The following is a 26283-nucleotide window of genomic DNA, read 5'->3' on the forward strand; positions in this document are numbered from 1 at the left end:
GGATAAGGAGCAGGGGCGGCCATGCCGAGCCTGAAGGACTTACGAACCCGCATCGCTTCCGTGAAGGCGACGCAGAAAATCACCAAGGCCATGCAAATGGTGGCTGCGGCGAAACTGCGTCGTGCTCAGGAAGCTGCGGAGGCCGCTCGGCCCTATGCTGAACGCATGGAGCAGGTGCTGGCTAATCTGGCGGTTGCTTTTGAAGGCCGCGATGACGCTCCGAAGTTGATGTCCGGCACGGGCAAGGATCAGGTGCATCTCCTGGTCGTTGCCACTGCTGAACGTGGCCTTTGTGGCGGCTTCAACTCGAACATTGCAAAGCTCGCACGTGACAAAGCGCGCAGTCTTATTGCAGACGGCAAGACGGTGAAAATCATCTGCGTCGGCAAAAAGGGCTACGATGCTCTGAAACGCGAGCTTGGCCAATACGTCATTAAGACGATTGATCTGCGCGGTGTGAAGCATGTTGCATTTGTCAATGCAGATGATATCGGCACTGAACTGCTGTCGATGTATCATGCTGGCGAATTTGATGTGTGCACATTGTTCTATTCCAAATTCCAGTCGGTGATCGCACAGATTCCGACAGGCCAACAGCTGATCCCGGCAGATTTGCCGACTGAAGTTGCAGCCGCGGATGATGGAGCAGCATCAGTCTATGAGTATGAGCCGGATGAAGCTGAGATCCTTGAGGATCTTCTTCCGCGCAACATCTCCGTCCAGGTCTTCCGGGCGCTGCTTGAAAATGCAGCTTCCGAGCAGGGTGCTCGTATGTCCGCAATGGACAATGCGACCCGCAACGCCGGCGACATGATCGACAAGTTGACGATCAAGTATAATCGCCAGCGTCAGGCACAGATCACGACGGAACTGATTGAAATTATCTCGGGCGCTGAAGCGCTCTGATCGGATCGAGACGAGGATTTAGGGATATGGCTGACAAAATAGTCGGACGGGTCGCCCAGGTCATCGGCGCTGTTGTCGACGTCAAGTTCGATGACCACCTGCCGCTGATCCTGAACGCTCTGGAAACTGACAACAATGGCACACGTCTTGTGCTTGAAGTTGCTCAGCATCTGGGTGAAAACACGGTACGCACAATCGCGATGGACGCCACTGAGGGTCTTGTACGCGGTCAGGAAGTTGTCGACACGGGTACTGCGATTGAGGTTCCAGTTGGCGAAGGCACACTGGGCCGGATCATGAACGTGATTGGCGAGCCTGTGGATGAAGCTGGCCCGATCCAGCACGACAAAAAGCGTGCGATCCACCAGGAAGCGCCTGCATTTATCGAACAGTCCACCGAGGCTGAAATTCTGGTAACGGGCATCAAGGTCGTCGACCTTCTCGCGCCTTATGCCAAGGGTGGTAAAATCGGTCTGTTCGGCGGTGCCGGCGTTGGTAAAACCGTTCTGATCATGGAATTGATCAACAACATCGCTAAGGCGCATGGCGGTTATTCCGTATTTGCCGGTGTTGGTGAGCGTACCCGTGAAGGAAACGATCTTTACTGGGAAATGATCGAATCCAACGTGAACAAGGAAGGCGGCGGCGAAGGCTCCAAAGCAGCACTTGTTTATGGACAGATGAACGAGCCTCCCGGAGCCCGTGCCCGTGTTGCTCTGACAGGTCTGACGATTGCTGAAGATTTCCGCGACAAAGGTCAGGACGTGTTGTTCTTCGTGGATAACATCTTCCGCTTTACGCAGGCTGGTTCCGAAGTGTCGGCGCTGCTGGGTCGTATTCCTTCCGCCGTGGGTTATCAGCCTACGCTGGCAACCGATATGGGTGCCATGCAGGAACGGATCACGACAACACATAAGGGCTCGATCACGTCCGTTCAGGCCGTTTACGTGCCTGCCGATGATTTGACCGATCCGGCACCTGCCTCGACCTTTGCTCACTTGGATGCAACGACGGTTTTGAACCGTTCTATTGCAGAAAAGGGCATCTACCCGGCTGTGGATCCATTGGATTCCACTTCGCGTATGCTCAGCGCGCATATCATTGGCGATGAGCATTATGACACCGCACGTGCGGTGCAGGTGACTTTGCAGCGCTATAAGGCGCTTCAGGACATCATCGCGATCCTGGGCATGGACGAATTGTCTGAAGAAGATAAGCTCAGTGTTGCGCGCGCTCGTAAGATCGAACGCTTCCTGTCACAGCCTTTCTTCGTTGCTGAAGTATTCACCGGCTCCCCGGGCAAACTTGTTGCCCTGGAAGACACCATCAAGGGCTTCAAAGGCCTAATTGACGGTGAATACGATCATCTGCCAGAAGCTGCCTTCTACATGGTTGGCTCTATTGATGAAGCGATTGAAAAAGCACAGAAGCTGGCTGCTGAAGCTGCTTAATCAAACTCAACGGGCGCCCAAAGACGGGCGCCCGATTTGATATTCGAGACGGTGGCAATACCCGTCTTTTCGAAAGACTGACAAGGAAGACGCCAAATGGCTGAGTTATTCCAGTTTGAGTTGGTCTCGCCGGAGCGCCAGCTCCTGTCCGAACAAGTTCTTGAGGTCATCGTGCCCGGAACTGAAGGCGAGTTTGGCGTTCTGAAGAACCACAGCCCGTTCATGTCCACCATAAAGCCAGGCATTCTCAAGGTGCGCGGTGAGGACGGTAAGTTGAACGAGTATTTCGTGCGCGGCGGTTTTGCTGATGTTGCGAACTCCGGCCTGACTGTTCTTGCTGAACAGGCTATTCCGGTTGCTGACATTAATTCCGATGACCTTGCCCAGCATATCAAGGATGCTGAGGAAGATGTCGCGGATGCGAAAGACCCTGAAGTGAAGCAGAAAGCGGAACAGACACTCGCTCAGCTTCGCGAAGTTGTTGAGGCGCTTAAAGCGGCCTGACAAGCACATAACTGAATTATAAAAAGGCGCCGTGATTTCACGGCGCCTTTTTGCATTTATGGGGCTCGGTCATCATTCGCGATGATTAGTGTCAAATCAAAAGCCACAAACGAAAACGCTTCGGTTTGATCTCTCAAGCCGAAGCGTTTAAATTCTTGGAAAACCGCTAATGTTTAAGCAGCAATCCGTTTGAATGAGGTGTTCATGCCACCGCCGCGGTTACGGCGACGCTCTTCAGGCGGAATGTAGACGATTGAGCGGTGATCATCGCAATAAGATACACCCTGCTCTACACGATTGGAGCATGGGAAGAAGTAGCTTCCGGAATCACCTTCGGCCCACTTGCAACAACCTGGGCGGGGGAGGCTAAGATCACTCATGGACGTTTCCTTTTTATCATTTTGTTATCACGGCAAAAAGCGCTCGAGCATCCAAAGTGATGGATCCGAACAGCAATTATCGATAAACTGATTTAAATGGCGCTTGGGGCATAAATGACCCGACCCGAAAGAGCCTAGCAACCAACACCCTGTTTAAATAAGCTGGATGTCACAGAATTGCAATATGCAGCGTGACATGGGAGCCTTGCAAATCATGCATGACTACTTCTGTAGTTAAATGATTTTTACAATGCTCAGCCAAATATGCTTAATATCTGTTGGTTAATTGTAATATTTACGATTAATTTACAGTTGACGTCTGTTGGCGATAGGTGGCCAGTGCTTCGGGGGTGTCCAGGTCAATACGGGCAGCGTCCCCGATTTCCAATTCATGCAACATATGGGCATTGTCAGCAATGAGGTGACGCGCACCGGTATCCCCTTGCAGTTTCATCAATTCCGGAAAAAATCGGCGATCCCACAAAACCGGGTTGCCACGTTTTCCATTGGCTCGCGCAGCCACGATAAACGCGTCAGACGCGCTGGAATAGATCTGGATTAGATTATCAAGGATTGCGCCTGTAATTTTGGGCATATCGCCGAGCATTATGATTGCGCCGTCAATATCTGGACCAAGGGCTGACAGCCCGGTTCGGATTGAGCCCGCCATGCCGTCGGCGAAATCCGGATTATGGACAATCGTAGCGCTTACCGGTTTCAAACAGGCTGTAACCTCTTCGGCCATATGTCCGGTGACGATGACAATTTCGTCTGCTCGGGACGACTTCGCAGCGTGCGCTGCATGGGCGACAAGAGGCTGGTGATCAACATGTTCTAGGAGTTTGTTTTCCTTGCCCATCCTTGAGGACTTCCCTGCAGCCAGGATAATGGCGGCAATGCGAGGCTTGCGCGAATGTTGCGTCTGTTCACGGGGCTGAGGCCGGGAGCCAATTTCCATAAGCAAACCACCTACTCCAAGTCCAGAGATATCTTCCGGTAAAACAGTTACATCAGCCAGCAAACGGTCGAGGATCCAGTCAAACCCATTTTCCTTAGGGCTACGTGCACATCCGGGCGCGCCCAAAATCGGCATCCCGTCATAATCTGCGAGCAGCAGCAGATTGCCGGGATCAACCGGCATCCCGAAATAGGTGATCGACCCACCGGCTTTTTCAATCGCTTCGGGCAATATATCTTGCCGATCCACCACTGCCGAAGCGCCGAAGATAATCACCATGTCAACTCCATCAGACCGAAACTCAGTTATGGCTGTTGCGACTGCATTAACATCGTGCGCTACGCGCTTTTCGGCCATGATTGTACTGCCGCTGGCGTTTAGCCTGTGCTCCAGAACCCGAAGGGTTTTATCCATAGTGGATGGTTTGAGATGGTCCAATACAGTCGCGATCAAGCCAATCTTCTGGCGCCGAAAGGGAGCGATGCGCAGGCTGTCGCGGACAGACTGCTCTGCCTGAGACACCAGGTTGTCATCGACTGCAAAGGGAATAATTTTTGCCGTTGCAACCATCCTGCCGGTCGCAACCTTCTCAAACGCTGGAAGGGTGGCGATGGTGATGGAGGGATCGATACGGTTCATCGTGTCAATGGCGTTTTTGTCGACCAGAAAAAGTCCGGAGGCGTCGGCATGCAGATTAACCCGGCCGGTAAAAGCCGCATCACAGGACAGGCCCGATCCGCCTGCTGCCGAAGCGATACGTTCGGCAGCCATGTTTTCGGTCACATCGTTCGGGTGAAGGCGTGCAACTGCAACATATTGAAGTCCAGCGGATATCAGCCTCTGAAGGTCGTCTTCGGTCAGGACGCGACCTTTTTTTAACATGCCGTCTCCGACCCGGGTGCTATGCGCAAGGATGCAGCCCAATGCGGATGAAACCGAAATCTGGCCGAATTTCATCGGCTTGCCTCTCCGCCTTTACGGAGTGCTAGAATGATGCTTCCCAGGACAGCGACTGCGATCTCTGCTGGTGAGGCCGCGCCAATGTCCAGCCCTATGGGGGCATCAATCCGGGCGATTTGCTGTGCTGTAAGGCCCGCCGTTTCAAAGCGCTCAACACGCTTTGCATGGGTCTTGCGACTACCAAGAGCGCCAACGTAAAAGCAGTCGGTTTTCAGGGCTTCCTGAAGCGGAAAATCATCAATCTTGGGATCGTGGGTGACAGCGGCAACAGCTGTATAGGCATCCAGCGGCGCAGACTTCAAAACATCCTCCGGCCATTCTGCCGTTAGCGTTGAATTGGGGAAGCGGTCTTCAGTGGCAAAAGCTGTGCGGGGATCAATGACTGTCACATCAAATCCGGAAATCTGGGCCATCGGAACCAGCGCCTGAGAAATATGAACCGCTCCGATAATGACAAGGCGTGGAGGAGGCACGTTGACCGTCAAAAACACGGTACTGCCATCTGCAAGCGCGACGAGACCGGACTTTCCAGACCGAAATCGCTTCTCAAGTTCCGCTGCTAACGGATCTTTGGACGTGTCTTGCCCTTTGCGCACAAGCCGCTGGGCGTTCTTTTCCATACTGGTGATCAGGATGGCAGCCTGGCGTCCGGTCCGTGCTTTGTTCAAATCGCTAAGAAGGGAAAGATCCATCGGCTGGCTGCGCTCCAGTATGAAATGAATTAAGGACGTTACGGGCGGCTTATTTCGACTGGTTCGACATAAACTCGAATTCTACCACCACAGGACAGACCCACCTGCCAGGCGGTTTCATCTGCGACGCCAAATTCAAGCATGGTGGATTTACCGGTGCCGATCACATCGATTGCCTCGGATACGACAGCCCCTTCGACACAGCCACCAGAGACGGAACCTTCGAAGTTACCATCGCTATCAATCACCAAGTGGGATCCGACAGGCCTTGGCGCTGAGCCCCATGTTTCGACAACTGTGGCGATGGCCACCGCGCGCCCGGAGGTCGCCCAGCTCTCTGCGGTGTTCAGCACATCAATCGATGTCATGGTGGTGTCGTTCGGCATGTTTCTGCTCCTCCGCATTTGGGTGCGGATCCCATGATAAGAATATAAGCAGAACTGGCGAGGAAGAAAGCCAAAGGTACAGGAAATAAAACGGCGCGCCCGTTAAGGACGCGCCGATAATGCATTGAATTTTTAGTTTCGCCAGAGTTATTCAGCCGCGGACTGCAAGGTTGGAGCGGCTGCTCGCACAGTGCTGTCAACGTGATCTTCGAACGTGCCGAAATTATTGATGAACATCTGCACCAGTTTGGATGCCTGTGCGTCGTAAGCTGTCTTGTCTTCCCAGGTTCCACGCGGATCGAGAATAGCCGTGTCCACACCGGGAACATTGACGGGAACTGCAAAGCCGAAGTTTGCATCGGTGCGGAATTCAGCTGTCCTCAGCGAACCTTTGAGTGCTGCCTGCAGCAGGGCACGGGTTGCCTTGATCGGCATGCGTTCACCGACACCATAAGCTCCACCAGTCCAGCCCGTGTTCACAAGCCAGCAATCTACATTGTGCTCCGCAATGAGGTCACGTAGCAGATTGCCATATTCTGATGGGTGTCGTGGTAGGAACGGTGCGCCAAAGCAGGTCGAGAAGGTTGCTTGTGGTTCAGTTACCCCCTTTTCGGTGCCAGCAACCTTTGCAGTGTAGCCAGACAAGAAATGGTACATGGCTTCAGCTGGTGTCAGGCGTGCGATTGGAGGCATGACGCCAAAGGCATCTGCAGTCAGCATAATGATTGTCTTGGGCATCGGCGCGCAGCCGGTTGGGCTGGCGTTCGAGATAAAGTGGATCGGATAGGCCGCTCGTGTGTTCTCGGTCTTCGAGCCGTCGTCAAAATCAGGAACACGGTTCTCGTCGAGAACGACATTTTCAAGAACTGTACCAAAGCGCTGGGTCGTAGAGAAAATTTCCGGTTCCGCTTCTGCGGACAATTTGATGGTCTTGGCGTAGCACCCACCCTCGAAATTGAACACACCGGTTTTGCCCCAGCCGTGTTCATCATCGCCAACCAGAGTGCGCGACGGATCTGCCGACAAGGTGGTCTTGCCTGTTCCCGAAAGTCCGAAGAAAACGGCCGTATCCCGAGCTTCGCCGACATTTGCGGAGCAATGCATTGACATGACGCCTTGTGGCGGCAGCAGATAGTTGAGGAATGTGAAGACGGACTTCTTCATTTCGCCAGCGTAGGACGTTCCACCGATCAGAACGATTTTGCGGCTCAGATCACAGGCGATGACGGTTTCGCCCCGGCATCCATGACGCGCGGGGTCTGCCTTGAAGCTTGGCAGATCAATAATAGTCATATCCGGTGCAAAGCTGGCCAGATCTTCAGCCGTTGGTCGCAGCAACATGTTGCGAATGAAGAGGGAGTGCCAAGCATATTCGGTGTAGACGCGCACTGGAAGTTGGTAGTCTTTTTCGGCCCCGCCATACAAATCTTGTGCGAAGAGATCCATGCCTTCAGCGTGTTTGCGGAAATCAGCGAGCAGCAAATCGAAATGCTCAGAGCTCATTTCGGCATTGTTGTCCCACCATACGCTGTCTGCGGTCTCGGCATCGCGAACAACGAATTTATCCTTTGGGGACCGGCCTGTATGGACGCCCGTATCGGCAACCAGTGGACCGTTGGCGGCGATTTCAGCTTCGCCGCGCGAGATCGCATACTCATAAAGTGCCGGTTCGCTCTGGTTCCAATAGATGGACTTCAGACCTTTAAGTCCGAAGGTTTCAACACCGTAGGAGGAGTTCTTGGCACCTACTTGTTTCATGGTCCCGCTGTCCTTGTGACTTTGAGTTGTCCAAACGAGGGCGCTTCAGCGATGATCGGAGGACGCCCGTTGGACGACGGAACCTAGTAGATCAATGGTGCTGCAACAAGGCAGATGTAGGGGGGAATTCTATATTCAATCGATTAAATGCTTTAATCTTTTGTGTGATATTTAATTTGATGCTCAAAATAATATTTTTACTGGCTTGAAGATTTGCGATTCAGAAGTGCACAGCCAGTATCAGAAGCTTGATTTGCTTTCATGTTGCGAGAATTCATTCAAAATTTGCGATGGTGTTGGCGTTTCGCAATAAACGAAACCTTGCTGGAGATTTCGAAAGGGTGGTTCCTGAAGTGGCTAGTGACCCAATTTTCCCCACGGAAAAAGGATTCGGAGACTGGATATGCGGTTAAAGCTACCTTACTTGCGGATTGCATCCATAAGGCGCGCCTTATTTTCCGCCCAATTTCCGATGCATAGGCTAAGATCAGCACGATGAAGAACGCCTGCGAGCATTTCGCTAGGTCGTTTCCAAAAGGACTCTGGACCCGCCCATGCCGACTATTGCGTTGGTCGATGACGACCGCAACATCCTGACTTCGGTTTCAATTGCATTGGAATCGGAAGGCTATCGCGTTCAGACCTATACCGACGGCACGTCGGCATTGGATGGATTGCAGAGTGATCCGCCTGAGTTGGCGATCTTCGATATAAAGATGCCACGGATGGACGGAATGGAGCTTTTACGCCGTTTACGACAGACCAGTGATATCCCGGTGATGTTTCTGACCTCCAAGGACGATGAGATAGACGAACTATTTGGTCTGAAGATGGGGGCAGATGACTTTATTCGGAAGCCGTTTTCCCAGCGCCTTCTGGTCGAGCGGGTTCGCGCAGTGCTTCGGCGGGCGCAGCCGCGTGATGCTTCTGCGCCGCGCGAGGATGCAGACAAGCTTCTTGAACGTGGCCAATTGCTTATGGATCAGGAGCGCCACACCTGCACGTGGAACAACAAACCTGTCATCTTGACGGTGACCGAGTTTTTGATTTTGTCGGCTCTGGCTCAACGCCCTGGTGTGGTGAAAAGCCGGAACGCCCTCATGGATGCTGCCTATGACGATCAAGTCTATGTTGATGACAGAACGATCGACAGTCACATCAAACGTTTGCGCAAAAAATTCAAGGTAGTTGACGACGACTTCGACATGATCGAAACCCTGTATGGTGTCGGATATAGATTCAGGGAGGCCTGAAGACGCGCCAAATGGCAGGTGAGAACGTGAAAACTGAGGGGAAAGATCCCGCTGAGGCCGAGACGCCTGAACGTTCGCAATTGCGAAGGCTTGGCAATAAGCGGATCCGCAGACGCCTTTTGAGTCGCTTCGGCAAGGTTTTCAGCGCTTCTGTTCTCTCGTCATTGACCCGGCGAATTGTTGCTCTCAATCTGATCGGTCTGGTCGCGCTCCTGATTGGCATTCTTTATCTGAACCAATTTCGCGCAGGCTTGATCGATGCCAGGGTCCAGAGTCTCCTCACCCAAGGCGAAATCATCGCGGGCGCAATTGCAGCGTCCGCGACTGTCGACACAGGTGCCATCACAGTTGATCCCGAGCGGCTGTTGCAGCTGCAGGCCGGGGAGAGCATTGCTCCTGGAGAAGATGACCTCGATACGCTTGATTTTCCGGTGAATCCTGAGAGGGTTGGACCAGTTCTTCGTCGCCTGATCTCTCCTACCAAAACCCGCGCCCGGATTTATGACCCAGAGGGGATCCTGATCCTCGACTCGCGGCATCTTTATACCAGCGCACAAATCCTTCGGTTTGACCTGCCGCCGCCCATGGAAGAAGAACCCGGGGTGTTCGAGACAATCTGGCAATCCATCAAGCTGTGGCTCCGCCGAGGAGATCTGCCCGTCTATCAGGAAGTTGGGGGCGGCGATGGCCGTGCCTACCCGGAAGTCGAGGCTGCACTTGCAGGTTCTCCGGCCAGTGTCGTTCGGGTATCTCAGCGAGGGGAGCTCATCGTGTCTGTCGCCGTTCCAATTCAGCGGTTCAGGGCTGTTTTGGGAACGCTTTTGCTGTCGACACAAGGCGGCGATATTGATGCGATTGTCCGCGCCGAGCGAATTGCCATAATGCGCGTGTTTCTCGTTGCAGCAACGGTGACCATTCTCTTGTCCATTTTGTTGGCAGGCACGATTGCTGGGCCGGTTCGAAGGCTTGCGGCGGCAGCAGAGCGGGTTCGTAAAGGCTCGAACTCTCGTGAGGAAATTCCAGAATTTGCGCATAGGCAGGATGAAATCGGCCATTTGGCACGTGCCTTCCGCGATATGACCAATGCACTTTACAACAAGATCGATGCGATTGAGCAATTTGCGGCCGATGTGTCTCATGAACTGAAGAACCCGCTGACCTCTCTGCGAAGCGCTGTTGAGACATTGCCCCTGGCCAAGAATGAAAGGTCACGTGAGCGTCTTCTAGAAGTAATTCAGCATGATGTCCGCCGTCTTGATCGTCTGATTTCCGATATTTCGGATGCATCTCGTCTGGACGCAGAGCTTGCGCGCGCGCAAGCCGAGACCATTGATCTATCGGTGGTCTTGAGAAATATCGCCGATGCCGCAAAGCAGCGCGTTGATGGAGAAGCTTCTACGATTCTCTTAACGGTCGCAGATGCTCCTGGAAGTCATGACTATGAAATGCTCGGCCACGATATCCGCCTTGGTCAGGTGTTCAGCAATCTACTCGACAATGCGCGCTCGTTCTCCCCGGCAGAAAGTGCGGTACGCATTGGCCTGTCGCGCAATGGCACAGATATTTGCATTACCGTTGATGATGATGGGCCCGGTATTCGCGCTGAGAATACGGACCGCATCTTCGAGCGTTTTTATACGGATCGACCTGATGGGGAAGGCTTCGGCAACAACTCTGGTCTTGGGTTGTCAATTTCCCGGCAAATTATTGAAGCCCATGGCGGTAGAATATCGGTAGAAAATCGCCTGGCAGGGAGTTCTTCTACGGGGGCAAGCCATACGGTTGGCGCGCGGTTCACCATTATACTGCCGGCGGCAAAGTGACATGGTTGCCGACACAATTCATGCAGGATGTGTTGTTGTTGGTCCCCTTGGCATCCTTGTACGCGGACGGTCAGGCAGCGGGAAATCTGCTCTCGCAGATTTGATGATCCAGAGTGCACGTCTTAACGGAAATTTCGCTGCGCTGGTGAGCGATGACAGAACGTGTCTTGCCACAAAAGGAAGGGCGCTGATTGCCTCAGTGCCGGGTGAATTGGCTGGAATGCTGGAAGTTCGGTACTTTGCCATTCAGGCAACTGATTACGAGGCAGAAGCGGTGGTTCGCCTCGTTGTTGATTTTGTCGACAGACAGGATATTGAGCGGTTACCGGAAGACCCGTTGCCTCTAGTGGAAATTCAGGGGCATTTGTTGCCATTGCTTCAGGTGCCGGAAACAGACTTTTTTTCGGCTATTCGGCTCGTGCGTTGGGCGTTGATCCAGCTTTTCCCCAACAGCCCGGTCTACGTTTAGGAGTTTGGCTGCAATTTTACTTGCAACTGGCCGAACGGTTGTCGACAGTGCATCGAACATGCAACGGTCGCGCGGCGGCCCCGTCTAGCAGTCAGGTCACAGAAGTCATGATCGGTCTTGTACTCGTAACTCACGGACGTCTCGCTGAAGAATTTAAGTCGGCTCTGGAGCATGTTGTCGGCCCACAGGAACAGGTCGAGACCATCTGCATTGGTCCAGATGATGACATGGAACAGCGCAGGCAAGATATCTTGTCGGCTGTTACAGCGGCCAACACCGGTAAAGGTGTTGTCCTCTTGACCGATATGTTCGGCGGAACTCCCTCCAATCTTGCGATCTCTGTGATGGACGGAAAGTCGATCGAGGTTGTTGCCGGGGTGAACCTGCCCATGTTGATCAAATTAGCTAGCGTTCGATCTGACCGGCAACTTGCAGATGCTGTTGACGAAGCCCGACTAGCCGGGCAAAAATACATCTCAGTTGCAAGTCAGGTTTTGTCTGGACAGAATTAGTGTCTGGACTTAAGTGCCCTAGATCATGATCCGTATTTAAAGTGACACGACCGCCGTGCTTGAAAAAAATCTGACGATTGTAAACCAGCGTGGCCTGCACGCCCGTGCTTCTGCAAAGTTGGTAAAACTCGTCGAGACTTTCGATGCGGATGTACATGTGTCCAAGGACGGCCAAACCGTTGGCGGCACATCGATCATGGGCTTGATGATGTTGACCGCCAGCACCGGCAGTTGCATTCATATCCAAGTGACCGGTGCTCAGGCACAAGATGCCATGGCCGCGATTGCCGATCTTGTCGAAGACGGGTTTGGCGAGCGCGATTGAAAGTATGTGTTGGCTTTAGCGCTGCCTCCGTCTCATAGTGTTCTCAGTAGCTTTTCAACGTCCAATTCTTATCCTTCATGGCCCAGTCGGTTTGGTGGGTAGATAAACATGTGAACGCTTGGTTAAGTCTGTCGGGAATTCATATAAAGAAATCTTTATGTCTTTATTGCTAGCTTGGGATGGGCACGCTATAACATGGCCAGTACCGATGGCAGGCGCTTAACCTCCAGAGGCTGGCTGCGATCAATCTGACCGTATCCCATCATCCAAACTTGCGACGTTGCAAGACAAGCATTCAGGACGTTTTCATGAACGACTATATCGTCAAGGACATTGGGCTCGCTGACTGGGGCCGCACCGAAATCGAAATCGCAGAGCACGAAATGCCGGGACTGATGGCTTGCCGCGAAGAGTTTGGTGAAAGCAAGCCACTAAAGGGCGCGCGTATTGCGGGCTCTCTGCATATGACTATCCAAACGGCTGTGTTGATTGAAACGCTGGTTGCTCTTGGTGCTGAAGTGCGCTGGGCATCTTGCAACATCTATTCAACCCAGGACCAGGCTGCAGCTGCTATCGCTGCAACAGGTGTGCCTGTCTTCGCCATAAAGGGCGAAACTCTGGAAGAGTATTGGGATTACGCCGATAAGATTTTTGATTTCGCGGACGGCGCGAACATGATCCTTGATGATGGGGGCGACGCGACGCTTTACATTCTGATCGGTGCGCGGGTCGAAGCTGGTGAGACAGATCTCATCGAGAACCCGTCGTCTGATGAAGAAGTATGCCTGTTTGCGCAGATCAGGAAGCGTATGGCGTCAAATCCGGGCTGGTTCACGAAACAGCGCGATCTGATCCAGGGCGTTTCCGAAGAAACCACCACTGGCGTGATGCGTCTTTATGAAATGCAGACAAAGGGCTTTTTGCCGTTCCCTGCAATCAATGTGAACGACAGCGTAACCAAGTCCAAGTTCGACAATCGTTACGGCTGCCGTGAATCTCTCGTGGACGGTATTCGTCGCGGTACCGATGTCATGATGTCTGGCAAGGTTGCTGTTGTCTGTGGCTACGGCGATGTTGGCAAAGGCTCTGCCCAGTCTCTTGCTGGCGCGGGCGCACGTGTGATCGTCACTGAAATCGACCCGATCTGTGCCCTGCAGGCTTCGATGGATGGCTACGAAGTCAAAACCATCGAACAGGCTTTGCCTGAAGGTGATATTTATGTAACAGCAACCGGCAACAAAGACATCATCTCCTTCGATCACATGCGTGGCATGAAGGACATGGCGATCGTTTGTAACATCGGTCACTTCGACAATGAGATCCAGGTTGCTGCTCTCAAGAACACTCAGTGCCGCCCGGTCAAGGATCAGGTCGACATGTATGTGTTCCCGGATGGTAAGCGTATGATTCTGCTTTCACAGGGCCGTCTTGTGAACCTAGGCAATGCCACAGGTCATCCGAGCTTCGTGATGTCTGCTTCGTTCACAAACCAGGTTCTGGCGCAGATCGAACTTTGGACAAAGGGTGAGCAGTACAAGAATGAAGTCTATGTGCTTCCCAAAGACCTGGACGAAAAGGTTGCGCGCCTCCATCTTGCGAAGCTCAATGTCACACTGACTGAGCTGTCTGATGAGCAGTCCCAATATCTGGGGATTAACAAAACCGGGCCGTTTAAGTCTGAGCACTATAAATACTGATTTTTTTGGAGCGGGCTACTATATGTAGACCCGCTCCGGAAAACGTCACTGCGAAAAGTGTTAACGGAAAACTTCAAATTGAAGGGTTACGTTAACTTTTCATCAAGAGACTCTTCTGCGCGATTCCCAAAAAGGTTATGGTTAAGCGAATCAGGTGCCTAGAGGCACGAGGCCCTGATTTGAACCGGGCACCCGGGGATAAAAAGCGGCGTAAGGGGATCATCAAATGCCGGCAATCGGCTTAAACGGCGCGCGTAACGGCGCGGCGTGGCGGGAAAGGATTCGGGCGACTGTAAAGCTGGCCAGTGTCAGTCTTGCCGCCTTGATGTCGAGCTGGCTCCCCGCGCAAGCAGCAGAACTCCTGAATTTTACTCCGGACGTCATCAACCCAGACAACATGGTTTGGCTTGGCGCACTTGGCGGCGTATGTGCCTTCGCTGTGACCGCGGCTGTCGCGCTTATTCGCCAACAGCGTCAATCCTCACGTGTTGCAAATCGCTTTTCGAATGAAAATGGCGATTTGAAGCTGAAAGTTGATCGCTTTGAGACAATGCTCAACACGGATGATCAGCGTGTCATTGTATGGACTGGAAATGGTGCTGTGCCTCAAATTTGGGGCATTTTACCGGAGGCGTCCGGTGTGCCGAGAGCACCAGATCAGTTACTGGCCTTCGGGACTTGGTTGAGTACAAAATGTTCAGCCGATCTTGAACGCAGCCTAGATAAGCTTTTCAATACAGGCGAAGCATTTTCGGCGACCCTGAAAACCAATATCGGTTCTTATGTTGAAGCCGCTGGGCGGACCACAGGCGGTGCAGTTGTGTTGCGTCTGCGCGATTTGACTGGTGAACGGCAGATGCAAGCCGAGCTGGCTGCACGTAATGCCCGTATTTCCGGTGAACTCCATATGTTGCATTCCTTGCTGAATGCCATGCCAGCTCCTGCTTGGCAGAGAGATGCTGAAGGCACGATCATATGGGCGAACAAGGCCTATGCCCATGCCGTTGATGCTGCGGATGCAGCGTCTGCTGTCCATGAGGATGTTGCCTTTCTGGATGCTGCTGCCCGCACTGCCATGAGGCGCGAGCGGGATGACGATGGCTGCTTCCACTCTCGTATGCCAATTGTTGCAGCTGGTGAACGTCGCGTATTTGAAGTGACGGATGTGTCGTCAAACATTGGAAGCGCTGGTGTTGCTGTCGATGGAAGTGAGCTTGAGCGCGTTCGTAAAGAGCTCGATCGGGCGGAAGAATTCCACGGACGAACTCTTGATCAATTGCAAACAGCAGTCGCGATCTTCAGTGGTGAGCGCAAGCTTCAATTCCACAATGCGGCCTTCCGACTGTTGTGGGATCTGGATCCGGCCTTTTTGGAGAGCGGTCCGGAAGATGGGGCGTTACTGGATGCCCTCCGCGCGGCGCGCAAGCTTCCCGAACAGGTTGATTACCGTGGCTGGCGCAAGAAGATGCTGGAAGGTTACCAGTCCCTTGAAGCCCGTGAAAGCTGGTGGCACTTGCCGGACGGGCGTACCCTGCGTGTGATTGCAAACCCGCATCCGCAAGGTGGCGTGACCTACATCTATGAAAATGTCACCGAGCAACTTGATCTGGAAAGCCGTTACAACGCGCTGGCTCGTGTTCAGGGTGAAACCCTCGACAATCTGTCTGAAGCTGTGGCCGTGTTTGGATCTGATGGACGCCTGCGCCTCTGGAACCCGGCTTTCGGTCGAATTTGGGGGCTGCGCGAAGATCAGCTTGAGTGCGTGCCCCATGTCAATGATGTGGTGGATGCCTGTGCCTTGGTCGAGGACGAGCGGGAGGCATGGGAGCAACTGGCTGGCAGCGTGACGGGCCTCGTTGACAACCGGATGCAAGCTGCAAGTCGTATGGAACGCCATGATGGCGCAGTGCTTGATTATGCGACGGTGCCGCTGCCTGACGGCGGAACGCTGGTCACTTTTGTTGATGTCACCGACAGTGTGAATGTCGAAAGGGCCTTGGTTGAAAAGAACGAAGCGCTAGAACAGGCAGATCAACTCAAGAACGCATTCGTACAGCATGTTTCCTATGAACTACGGTCTCCTTTGACCAACATCATTGGTTTTGCGCAGCTCCTCTCCAATCCGAAATTCGGTGAGTTGTCCATCAAACAAGGCGAATATGCCGACTACATAATGTCGTCATCGTCCGCTCTTCTGGCTATCATCAATGACATTCTGGACCTTGCGACCCTTGATGCGGGTATCATGGAGCTGGATCTGAGTGAGGTTGATGTCGCCGCGACTGTGGAAGCTGCTGTTGAAGGCTTGAAGGATAGGCTTGCCGAGGCGCGGATTGTTTTGAGAACGGATGTTCCCGAAAACATTGGAACAATGTTTGCTGACGAAAAGCGTCTGCGCCAGGTTCTTTTCAATCTGATATCAAATGCGGTTCGCTACTCGGAAGAGCAGGGCACTGTGGACGTGAGCTGCAGTCGTGAGGACAATCAGGTTGTCTTTGTCGTCCAGGATTACGGCTGTGGCATTCCTACCGAAGTCGTCACACAGGTTTTCAACCGCTTCGTCGGGCACGATTCAGGTGCTCGGCGTCAGGGCGCAGGCCTTGGCCTTTCGATTGTAAAAAGCTTTGTAGAGCTTCACGGCGGGAATGTGGATATTGTGTCGGCTGAAGGCAAGGGAACGACGGTCACCTGTACCTTCCCCGCAACGCCAAAGGCTTCCGGACAAGTGGCGGCCGAATAGAACCTGGAGCTGTCATGTCCGCAACGGACCTGCGCCCGATTTCCAATCCGGATTTCAGCTTAGACCTTCAAAATGAGGCGGATACGGTCCGTCTTGCAGAAGATATCGCCGCAATTCTACTGCCAGGTGATTTGATTTGCCTCTCAGGAGATCTGGGGGCTGGCAAGTCGACTTTGGCGAGGGCGTTGCTCAGGGCGCTGGCTGATGATCCCTCGCTTGAAGTTCCAAGTCCCACCTTTACTCTGGTTCAGACTTACGAACTGCCGCGCTTTGCTGTGTCTCATTTTGACCTTTACCGATTGGAGGATCCGGAAGAGTTGGAAGAACTTGGGCTTGATGAGCTCTTGGAAACCGGTGCAGCGCTTGTGGAGTGGCCAGAACTGGGAGGTGATCTCCTGCCGAAATCGCACGTCTGGCTTCAGTTGGTTGGGGAGGACGACGAAAGTCGACAAGTGAACATCGTGTTTGCTGATCCAGACTTGCGGTCCCGTTTCGAACGCTCCCGCGCGATACGAGAATTTCTGAACTCTTCCGGTTGGACGCAGGCGGAACGGCGGCACCTGCAAGGGGATGCCTCGGCGCGCACCTATGAAAGGGTTCATGGGCCAAAAGGCTCGGTAGTGCTGATGAACTCGCCTGCGTTCTCTGCGAAAAAAAAGCTTGGCGTGGAGCTGAGCTATAGCGAGACAGTGCATTTGGCTCAAGATGTCCGTCCGTTCGTTGCCATCGGGCGCGAGTTATACAGGCGGGGTTTTGGCGCACCGGAAATCCATGCCTCAGATCTTGAGCAGGGGTTGTTGCTTCTGGATGATCTCGGTGACACAGGTGTGTTGACGGATGGTTTTCCAGATCCGGAGCGCTATGAAACCGCTACTCTATTGTTGGCGAAGATGCATGGCGAGACTTGGCCAGCTGAGATCCCCCTTGGTGGCGGCGGCTCATATCGCCTGCCTGACTTCAGTCGCCGCGCTTTGCTTGCTGAGACGGACTTGCTTCTTGACTGGTATATTCCTGAGATGACGGGAGAACAGGCCCCTGCTTCAATGCGCCAAGAGTTTCATGAGCTGTGGAACGCGGTGCTTAACCGAATTTCAAAAGCACAATGCGGTTGGGTTCTCAGGGATTATCATTCCCCGAATTTGCTTTGGCGCGCGGGCAAGTCTGGTATCGATCGGATTGGGCTGATTGATTTTCAAGACGCTGTGATCGGCCCAGTTGCTTATGACGTGGCCTCCTTGCTGCTGGATGCAAGAGTGGAAGTCTTGCCGGATCTGGAAGCATCTCTCTACCGCACTTACATATTGGCAAGGAAAGAACAGAATCCGGATTTTGATGAAGTGGCATTCGAAGCAGCCTATGCGGTTATGGGCGCACAACGGATCACAAAGGTACTCGGGATTTTCGTGCGTCTGGCACGGCGGGATCACAAACCCGGGTATCTTGGGCATTTGCCGCGTATGAACGCTTTTTTAGACCGCGTTCTCGTCCATCCGGTTCTGTCTGATCTTAAGTTCTGGTATGACAGAAACAGACCTTGACCTCTCAAGGTGCAAAAATCGGAAACAATTATGAGTTCGATGGCCCAACGCCCTTCACCTGCCCAAAGGCCTTCGACGGCAATGATCCTGGCAGCAGGTATGGGCAAGCGAATGCGCCCGATCACAGCGACAACGCCAAAGCCCCTGATTGAGGTCAATGGCAAGGCCTTGATCGATCATGGCTTAGATCGTTTAGCGAGAGCGGATGTTAAAACCTGCGTGGTGAATGTCCATTATCTTGCGGACCTCGTGGAGGTTCACGTCACACGTCGTCAAGATATGGAAATACTGATCTCTGATGAACGCAATGAACTCCTTGAGACGGGGGGCGGGATCAAAAAAGCCCTGCCACTGCTGGGCGACCAGCCCTTCTTTCAGCTTAATGCTGACACATCCTATTGGATCGAAGGCGTGAAGCCGAATTTGGAACATATGATTGATGCCTGGAACGATGACCGGATGGATGCCTTGTTGCTGATCGCCGAAACGGTGAAGGCTGTTGGCTACAATGGGCGTGGTGATTTCGAGCTGGCCAAGGATGGTGCGTTGACCAGGCGTTCCGAGCGTGGCGTTACGCCCTTTGCCTATGCCGGTGCAGCAATTCTACATCCGCGTTTGTTCGAAGGGGCTCCCGAGGGTTCATTTTCGATGAACCGTTTGTTCGACAAGGCAATCGAAAATGGACGCTTGTTCGGCGTGCAGATGGAAGGCATCTGGCTTCACATTGGTACACCAGAGGCTATTGGTGCTGCCGAATATGCCGTGCGCGAAAGCGCAGCCTGATCCATGGAAGCAGGAACTCATAGCAAGCGTATTTTCACGGTTCCGCCTTCGGTTCCATTTCTGAGAGTTCTCGCTGAGAAGCTGGTCGACGGAACGCTGGTTCCAGGATTTCGTCCCCTTGATGATCCGTTTCTGCTATCAACGGTCACGCTCTATCTGCCGAGCCGCAGGGCGGCACGACTTCTACCTGAGATTTTTCAAGACCTCTTCGGCGGTCGGCCGGTCATGCTTCCAACAATTCGTCCGGTAGGCGATGTGGATGAAGACGAACAGTTGCTTCGCGGACTGGCCGATGGCCTGCCTCTACCCCCTGCCATGCCCATGCTTGAGCGCCATTTGGCGATGACACGTCTGGTTATGGCCTGGAAGGGAGCGCTACGCCGGGAAGTGCTTAATCTGCGCCTTGACGAACCACTTGGTGTGCCAGCCTCTGCAGCTGATGCAGCCTGGCTTGCTGGTGATCTGCTAACCTTGATGGATGAGATCGAGACTGAGGAAGCAGAGTGGTCGGACCTTGAAGACCTGGTGCCGGAAGACCATGCCCGCTATTGGCAGATCACGCTGGATTTCTTGAAAATCGTCCAGCAAGCTTGGCCAGCTCATCTGGCCGAGCAAGGCAAAATTGATCCGAAGGAACGCCGTTCACTCCTGATCCGCCGGGAAGCCGAGAGACTGGAGAACGTCTCACCTCAGGGGCCGGTAATTGTTGCAGGCACTACTGGATCGGTCCCGGCAACGGCTGCTTTGCTGAAGGCTGTTTCAGGATTGGATCAAGGCGCTATCGTGCTGCCCGGATTGGATCTGCATATGGATCAGCCGTCCTGGCAGTCTCTGGGCGGTCGGGACCGTCCAGTCGAGTGCGGTCTCGCTGCGCCGCGAAAAGCGCCAACATCTGTGCCGGGCCATCCACAATATGGCTTGAAGCAGTTGCTGGAGCTTCTCGACGTCTCACGGGCTGATGTAGTCGAGCTGAAAAGGCCGACAAGCGTGGCTTTGACAGACCGTGAGCTGATCGTATCTGAGGCCTTGCGTCCCGCAGACACTTCTGACGCATGGATGGCGTTTCTGGAAGGTTTTGACGAGGCACGGCGCTCTGCTGCGCTCGAAGGTGTTGGTCTGATCACCGCATCGAATGAAGCCGAGGAAGCGCTCGCTGTTGCTGTAGTGCTGCGTGAGGCTGTGGAACGCGGCGAAAGTGCTGCTCTGGTATCTCCAGACCGGATGCTGGCACGCCGCGTCGCGAATGAGCTGGCGCGCTGGCATATCGCGGTCGACGACAGCGCAGGCCGTCCGCTGGATCAAACGCCGCCTGCGATCCTGGCTAGCCTTGCTGCGCGTTTGGCGCTGGATGGCTGTGATCCGATAGACCTTCTGTCTCTTCTCAAGCATCCGCTGGCCCGTCTTGGGCTCTCCGTCAAGGATATTCGCTCGACAGCCCGCGCTTTGGAACGCGGTGTTCTGCGTGGTCCTCGGGCAAGACCGGGAACCGCTGGTTTGCGGGAAGCTGTGCTTGCAAGCCGCGAAACTGCAGAGATAGGCCGCACACCGCCGCGTTGGAAGAAAATCCATGATGCGGATTGGGAGGCGATACTTGAACTCGTTGACCGACTGACACATGCGCTGGAGCCGCTTGAAAGTCTTGCTGAAACTCCTGAGCCAAAGTCTGTCGTGGAACTGGCAAAAGCCCATGCCGAAGTGCTGCACCGGATTGGGGTCGATGAGACAGGTTCTGACGTTGAACTCTATTCTGGAGAGACCGGTGACGCGCTGGCGCTGCTTTTGACCGGGCTGCTGGATGCCGAGGCCAGCGGGTTGGCCGTAGCGCCGGGTGAATGGCCTGCTGTTTTTGCAGCCTTCATGTCCGGCTCGTCCGTACGCAATCGTCTTCCAGGTGATCTACGTGTGCAGATCCTTGGGCCGATGGAAGCGCGACTTCAGTCGCCGGATCTGATTATTCTGGGGGGCTTGAACGAAGGTGTCTGGCCCCAGAGAACTCGGAATGATCCATGGCTTAATCGGCCCATGAAGCGGGATCTGGGCTTGGACCCTCCCGAACGCCGGATTGGCGCTGCTGCGCATGATTTTGCCCAGGGGCTTGGGTCTCAGCGGGTCTTTCTGTCCCGGGCAGGGCGTGCCGATGGGGCGCCGACAGTTGCCTCGCGCTGGCTGCAGAGGCTTTTGACGCTGGCCGGGCCGAATGTCGCCAGTGAGATGGAAGTTCGGGGCGACCGATATCGGACCTTGGCCGGTTTTCTGGATCGAACGGATGGGGCAGTGCGCTCCGCCGAGCGCCCGAATCCAAAGCCTGCGGTTGCTGCCCGTCCGAAAACCTTGTCGATCACGGAGATCGAACGGTTGGTACGTGATCCCTATGCGATCTTTGCCCGTCATGTACTGGATCTGCAGCTGGTGGATCCAATCGGCGGCGAACCCGATGCTGCCGACAAGGGAAACATTATTCACAATGCTCTGGCTGAATTTCTTGAGGTCTGGACTGGTCCCTTTGATGACAGCGCAGTGGACCGCCTGATTGAAATCGGGGCCAATCATTTTGCACCGCTTGATGCATTCCCTTCAGTTCGGGCTTTGTGGTGGCCAAGGTTTGAACGGATTGCACGCGGCTTCATTGCCTTTGAAGGGGGGCGTGTCGAAAGGCTGGAAAAGCGATATCTGGAGATTGCTGGCGGTGTTGATCTGAATCTGCCGGGACTGGAATTTCGCCTCAAAGGGCGGGCGGATCGGATTGATCTGATGCGCGATGGAACAATCGCCGTCATTGATTACAAGACAGGGCAAGTGCCCTCCTTGAAGCAGGTGGAGACCCTTTTGACGCCGCAAATGCCGCTTGAGGCCGCGATGATCCGCCGACTGGGCTTCAAGGATGTCCCGTCTACCTTGCCGATTTCGGACCTCCTTTATGTTCAGCTAAAGGGGGGGACAGAGCCGGTCATTCCTCAGCCGCGCAATCCGAAAGACAAAGACCTAGGCGATCTGGCTGAAGATGCATGGGAGCGTTTGGAAGCCTTGATCGCTCATTACGCGCTAGAGGAGAATGGCTATCTCTCCCGTGCTCGCGTGATGATGGAAGGGCGCACCGATGGCGAGTATGATCATTTGGCCCGTGTTCAGGAATGGTCCGCTGGCGGGGAGGAGGCAGAATGAGCTTCCAAATCCCTGAACTTACCCGCGAACGGCAGGATCGGGCATCCCAACCCCGGGCTTCGGCCTGGGTCAGTGCCAATGCCGGGTCCGGCAAGACATTTGTCCTGTCACGCCGGGTTGTGCGCCTATTGCTCGACGGCACGGATCCCTCGCGCCTGCTCTGCCTGACCTTCACCAAGGCTGCTGCTGCTGAAATGGCGACCCGGGTGTTCCGCATTCTCGGCGACTGGGTGACCATGAGCAATGAGCGATTGGCGATTGAGCTGGAGGACATTGAGGGGCGGGAGCCCGACGCGAGCCGGTTGGCCCTAGGTCGTCGGCTTTTCGCCAGGGCTTTGGAAACGCCTGGCGGATTGAAAATTCAGACCATTCATGCCTTCTGCGAAGCGCTTCTGCATCAATTCCCCTTTGAAGCAAATGTCGCCGGTCACTTTACGGTTCTTGATGATCGCATTGCAGGCGAACTCATGGCAGAAGCGCGAGCTTCGGTTCTGCATGAAGCCGAAAGCGATGGCGAAAGCCCGTTCGGTCAAGCGCTCTCGACACTGATTGCGCTTATGCCGGATGCTAGTGCGGAGAAAGCGCTCAACGAGCTGATCCAGCGCCGAGATGCGTTCCGTAGCTGGGTTGAAGACGAAGGAGATCTGGTAACTGCTCTTGCCAATTTGGCAGCCAGCCTGGGGGTCTCTCCTGAAAGCAACCTGCATGATCTGGATGAGCGTTTCCGGTCAGAAAGCCTGATGGATGAGAACGCTGCGAAATCCTATGCGGAGGCCCTCAGGACTGGAACCAAGACCGATATTGCGCGGGCTGATCAACTCGCAGGGGCTTGGACCTTGCCTGATGCGCAGGCGTTTAAGGATGCATGGCTTCCTATTTTCCTGACAGCCAAGTTCGAGCCGCGTAAATCTTTGGCCACAAAAAAAGTTGCTGGAGCCTTCCCTCAGGTTGTTGAGCAACTGGAAGCCGAACAGGCGCGTCTGATGGTGCTTTTGGAAGAGCGAGCCTCTGCTGTGACTGTTGAGGGCACGCGTGCTTTGCTCCGCCTCGCCCATGCGGTTATCGACCGCTACGAGGCTGCTAAGACGCGCAAAGGTTTTCTCGATTTCGAGGATCTTGTGGTCCGCACGGCCAATCTTCTATCCCGTTCAGACGCTGCCCAATGGGTGCAATACAAACTAGATCAAGGGCTGGACCATATTCTGGTCGATGAAGCCCAGGATACCAGCCCACGCCAGTGGCAGGTCGTCCGCTCGCTTGCAGAGGAGTTTTTCTCCGGTGAAGGTGCGCGTGGGCAGGTCCGCACCATTTTTGCTGTTGGCGATGAAAAGCAGTCGATTTATTCGTTCCAAGGCGCGGTTCCGGCCTATTTCGATGAGATGCGGCGCACCTTTGCCAAACGGTCAGAAGATGCTGAGCGGACGTTTCATTCCGTCGATCTGCAGCTGTCGTTTCGATCCACGCCGGACGTACTGGGCGGTGTCGACAAGATTTTTGCCCGTGTTGATGCCCACAAAGGCCTGTCGCGTGAGTTAAAAGCGCCCGTCCATGAGGCAATCCGTAAGGATCCTGGCATCGTCGATATCTGGCCGATGGAAAAAGAAGCCGAGGTCGAAGAGCCGGAAGACTGGCGCACTCCTTTGGATCGTGTCGGATCCGGCAGTCCAATGCTGCGGGTGGCACAGCGTATCGCGGAAACCATTGGTGGCTGGATGCGCGCAGGGACCGCAGGACCGGGTGATGTGCTGGTGCTGGTTCGGAAACGCGGCCCCTTCGTTGAGGCTTTGAATCGGGAATTGAAATCTCTTGGTATCCCGGCTGCAGGCAGTGACCGCCTTGTTCTGACTGATCACATCGCTGTCAAGGATCTTGCGGCTTTGGGACGGTTCATGCTGTTGCCCGAGGATGACTTGTCGCTCGCGTGCGTCCTCAAGAGCCCGTTGATTGATCTTGATGACGATGATCTGCTTGAGATCGCGCGAGATGCGGCAGACGAGCGACGCGCAGGCACACTTTGGCAATCTCTGGTCAAAAAATCAGAGGGAGCTCTAAAGTGGCAGGAGGCGCGGCGGCTATTGGAACAATGGCGTTCACGTGCCGATTTCATGCCTCCTTATGAGTTTTATGCTCGGCTTCTGGCCGGTGATGGCGGACGCCAGAGGTTTCGCAGTCGGCTCGGCGTTGAAGTGGATGACGTTCTGGATGAGTTCCTGGCCCTGACGATGAATTACGAGCAGGCTGGAACGCCAGGGCTGGAGGGGTTCCTTGCCTGGATGGCAGCGGCTCCGACGGAGATCAAGCGCGAGTTGACCAATTCTCGAGGCATGGTTCGGATCATGACTGTGCATGGCTCAAAGGGGCTTGAGGCGAAAGTGGTGATCCTGGTGGATCCAGGCGGAGCGCCTGTCAGCGCAATTCATGATCCTGCGTTCTTGCTGCGTCCTCGAAAGGACAACCCGCTTTTGCCACCCGCACTGGTATGGCTCCCCAACAAGGCAGACCGGACGCCTTGGCATGGCGAAGCCATTGATGGCCTTCGCGAAGGTCAGGAAGAAGAATATCGCAGGTTGCTCTATGTTGCTCTGACGCGCGCCGAGGATCGTTTGGTCGTCTGCGGTTGGGAGCCCAAGCGCGGCGCGCACGAAGAATGCTGGTATAATCTGGTTGCCTCTGTCCTGAAGCCGGAGGCCCGCGAAATCCTCAATGAGGCAGGGGAGGTTTCTGCATGGCGTTGGCAAAAGTCTCCGGCGCAAGCTGACGTCTCCCCGAAGGTGGCAACAGATAAAGCCGCTGCCAACACCCTGAAAGATGTCGAGCCTGAAATGCCAGACTGGCTTTCAGAGCGTGCGCCTGCCGTTGTGAGAAAGCGACGCCTGCAGCCGTCCAAGGCATTTGAGGAAATGGAGTCGAAGGAGGGTGTTGATCAGATTTCTGGTGCATCGCGTTTGGAAGCGCGTCGCCAGTCGGCAGCTTGGCCATTGGAGCGTGGTCGTCTGGTTCACCGTCTTCTCGAAATTCTCCCAGACTTGCCGGATGCAGAACGGAAAGACGCAGCCGAGCGGTTTGTTGATCAAGCGCTGTCACCTGCCTTTAAGGCATATCAGTCTGAGTTGCTGAGCGACGTTCACAATGTTCTTGAGCATCCAGACTTTGCACCTTTGTTTGGTGCCAATGCACGGGCCGAGGTTTCTATTGTTGGCAAACTGGCGGCAGAAGATGGTACTGAGGTGTCGGTCTCGGGCCAGATTGATCGGCTGGTGCTGGAAGACGACCGCGTTCTGATCATCGACTATAAGACCAATCTGGTTCCGCCTGAAAAGACTGACGAAGTGCCGCTAGAGTACCTCGCTCAGCTCAGCGTTTACCGGGGGCTTTTGCAAAAGATATATCCCGGTCGCTCCGTTGAGGCTGCCCTGCTTTGGACAGCAACCCCTGCCTTGATGGTAATTCAGAATGCAGTGTTGGAAGAGACGCTACTTGGACTGGTAAGTGATGTGAGCGGTCCTTGACGGAAGCAAGTTGGCTACCTACGTTCTGACCAACACATTGAGGTGCCCGCTGCACCGAGCTGATTGATGAAAGAGACATATCATGGCGACCAATACGATCACAGATGCCAGCTTTGAGACCGACGTTCTGAATTCGTCCGAACCGGTCGTTGTTGATTTTTGGGCTGAATGGTGCGGCCCATGTAAGATGATCGCCCCTGCTCTAGAGGAAATCTCCGAAGAAATGGCTGGCAAGGTCAAAATTGTGAAGCTCAATATCGATGAGAACCAGGATGCTGCGATGAAGTATGGCGTGCGTTCGATCCCGATGTTGATCCTTTTCAAGGACGGAGAACCTATGGCAACTCAGGTTGGCGCAGCACCCAAGGGCAAACTGGCGGACTGGATCAGCAGTTCACTCTGAAATCCAGGCCAGAAACGCTGGATGTCTAGACTGTATTGGCCTGATATCTACGCTATGACTTGACGCTTCGGTGC

Annotated in this window: 20 protein-coding genes; 15 read left to right on the forward strand and 5 right to left on the reverse strand. The window is 54.3% G+C overall.

Annotation, left to right across the window (positions count from 1 at the left end):
• Positions 1–21 precede the first annotated feature (21 nt).
• The 3 genes from V6575_RS13920 to V6575_RS13930 all read left to right on the forward strand — a co-directional run bounded on the left by V6575_RS13920 (position 22) and on the right by V6575_RS13930 (position 2861).
• On the forward strand, positions 22–906 hold the full coding sequence (locus tag V6575_RS13920) for a F0F1 ATP synthase subunit gamma (RefSeq protein ID WP_340275124.1): 885 nt from the start codon (positions 22–24) through the stop codon (positions 904–906).
• A 26-nt stretch (positions 907–932) separates the two neighbouring features.
• Positions 933–2357 carry a F0F1 ATP synthase subunit beta gene (atpD, locus tag V6575_RS13925; protein WP_340275126.1) on the forward strand — a complete coding sequence of 475 codons (1425 nt, stop codon included), beginning with the start codon at positions 933–935 and terminating at the stop codon, positions 2355–2357.
• Between the two features lie 96 nt (positions 2358–2453).
• Positions 2454–2861: a F0F1 ATP synthase subunit epsilon gene (locus V6575_RS13930; RefSeq protein ID WP_340275127.1), complete on the forward strand. Its 408-nt coding sequence runs from the start codon at positions 2454–2456 to the stop codon at positions 2859–2861.
• Positions 2862–3034: 173 nt separating this feature from the next.
• Here the strand turns inward: V6575_RS13930 and V6575_RS13935 are convergent, their stop codons facing one another.
• The 5 genes from V6575_RS13935 to V6575_RS13955 form a co-directional block, all read right to left on the reverse strand.
• Positions 3035–3241: a hypothetical protein gene (locus tag V6575_RS13935; protein WP_340275128.1), complete on the reverse strand. Its 207-nt coding sequence runs from the start codon at positions 3239–3241 to the stop codon at positions 3035–3037.
• Positions 3242–3542: 301 nt separating this feature from the next.
• Entirely contained in the window at positions 3543–5081 is a 1539-nt protein-coding gene (locus V6575_RS13940) for an NTP transferase domain-containing protein (protein WP_340275129.1), read from the reverse strand.
• 71 nt (positions 5082–5152) lie between these two features.
• The gene (locus V6575_RS13945) at positions 5153–5851 is read right to left on the reverse strand and encodes an XdhC family protein (protein ID WP_340275131.1); all 699 of its coding nucleotides are present in this window, start codon (positions 5849–5851) and stop codon (positions 5153–5155) included.
• Positions 5852–5889: 38 nt separating this feature from the next.
• Positions 5890–6237, reverse strand: coding sequence for an XdhC family protein (locus tag V6575_RS13950; protein WP_422785576.1), 348 nt, complete (start codon positions 6235–6237; stop codon positions 5890–5892).
• A 147-nt stretch (positions 6238–6384) separates the two neighbouring features.
• Positions 6385–7995: a phosphoenolpyruvate carboxykinase gene (locus V6575_RS13955; RefSeq protein WP_340275133.1), complete on the reverse strand. Its 1611-nt coding sequence runs from the start codon at positions 7993–7995 to the stop codon at positions 6385–6387.
• A gap of 554 nt (positions 7996–8549) precedes the next feature.
• Between V6575_RS13955 and V6575_RS13960 the strand changes: the two genes are divergently transcribed.
• The 12 genes from V6575_RS13960 to trxA all read left to right on the forward strand — a co-directional run bounded on the left by V6575_RS13960 (position 8550) and on the right by trxA (position 26209).
• Entirely contained in the window at positions 8550–9248 is a 699-nt protein-coding gene (locus V6575_RS13960) for a response regulator transcription factor (RefSeq protein WP_340275135.1), read from the forward strand.
• An 11-nt stretch (positions 9249–9259) separates the two neighbouring features.
• Positions 9260–11071: a stimulus-sensing domain-containing protein gene (locus V6575_RS13965; protein ID WP_340275137.1), complete on the forward strand. Its 1812-nt coding sequence runs from the start codon at positions 9260–9262 to the stop codon at positions 11069–11071.
• A 1-nt stretch (position 11072) separates the two neighbouring features.
• Complete coding sequence (locus tag V6575_RS13970; RefSeq protein WP_340275139.1) at positions 11073–11540, forward strand: HPr kinase/phosphorylase; 468 nt, start codon at positions 11073–11075, stop codon at positions 11538–11540.
• Positions 11541–11647: 107 nt separating this feature from the next.
• Positions 11648–12052 carry a PTS sugar transporter subunit IIA gene (locus V6575_RS13975; protein WP_340275141.1) on the forward strand — a complete coding sequence of 135 codons (405 nt, stop codon included), beginning with the start codon at positions 11648–11650 and terminating at the stop codon, positions 12050–12052.
• 55 nt (positions 12053–12107) lie between these two features.
• Positions 12108–12377, forward strand: coding sequence for an HPr family phosphocarrier protein (locus tag V6575_RS13980; protein ID WP_340275143.1), 270 nt, complete (start codon positions 12108–12110; stop codon positions 12375–12377).
• Between the two features lie 308 nt (positions 12378–12685).
• The gene (ahcY, locus tag V6575_RS13985) at positions 12686–14074 is read left to right on the forward strand and encodes an adenosylhomocysteinase (RefSeq protein WP_340275145.1); all 1389 of its coding nucleotides are present in this window, start codon (positions 12686–12688) and stop codon (positions 14072–14074) included.
• A gap of 226 nt (positions 14075–14300) precedes the next feature.
• Positions 14301–16814 carry a sensor histidine kinase gene (locus V6575_RS13990; RefSeq protein ID WP_340275147.1) on the forward strand — a complete coding sequence of 838 codons (2514 nt, stop codon included), beginning with the start codon at positions 14301–14303 and terminating at the stop codon, positions 16812–16814.
• Positions 16815–16828: 14 nt separating this feature from the next.
• Positions 16829–18352, forward strand: a complete 1524-nt coding sequence (tsaE, locus tag V6575_RS13995; protein ID WP_340275150.1) for a tRNA (adenosine(37)-N6)-threonylcarbamoyltransferase complex ATPase subunit type 1 TsaE — start codon at positions 16829–16831, stop codon at positions 18350–18352.
• 39 nt (positions 18353–18391) lie between these two features.
• Positions 18392–19135, forward strand: coding sequence for a nucleotidyltransferase family protein (locus V6575_RS14000; protein WP_340275224.1), 744 nt, complete (start codon positions 18392–18394; stop codon positions 19133–19135).
• A gap of 3 nt (positions 19136–19138) precedes the next feature.
• Positions 19139–22297: a double-strand break repair protein AddB gene (gene addB, locus V6575_RS14005; protein WP_340275153.1), complete on the forward strand. Its 3159-nt coding sequence runs from the start codon at positions 19139–19141 to the stop codon at positions 22295–22297.
• Positions 22294–25806: a double-strand break repair helicase AddA gene (gene addA, locus V6575_RS14010; RefSeq protein ID WP_340275155.1), complete on the forward strand. Its 3513-nt coding sequence runs from the start codon at positions 22294–22296 to the stop codon at positions 25804–25806. The genes addB and addA overlap by 4 nt, the downstream gene beginning before the upstream one ends.
• 82 nt (positions 25807–25888) lie before the next feature.
• Positions 25889–26209, forward strand: a complete 321-nt coding sequence (gene trxA / locus V6575_RS14015; protein ID WP_340275157.1) for a thioredoxin — start codon at positions 25889–25891, stop codon at positions 26207–26209.
• The last annotated feature ends 74 nt before the right edge of the window (positions 26210–26283 follow it).

This window comes from Roseibium algae (genome assembly GCF_037783265.1).
GTDB classification, from domain to species: Bacteria; Pseudomonadota; Alphaproteobacteria; order Rhizobiales; family Stappiaceae; genus Roseibium; species Roseibium algae.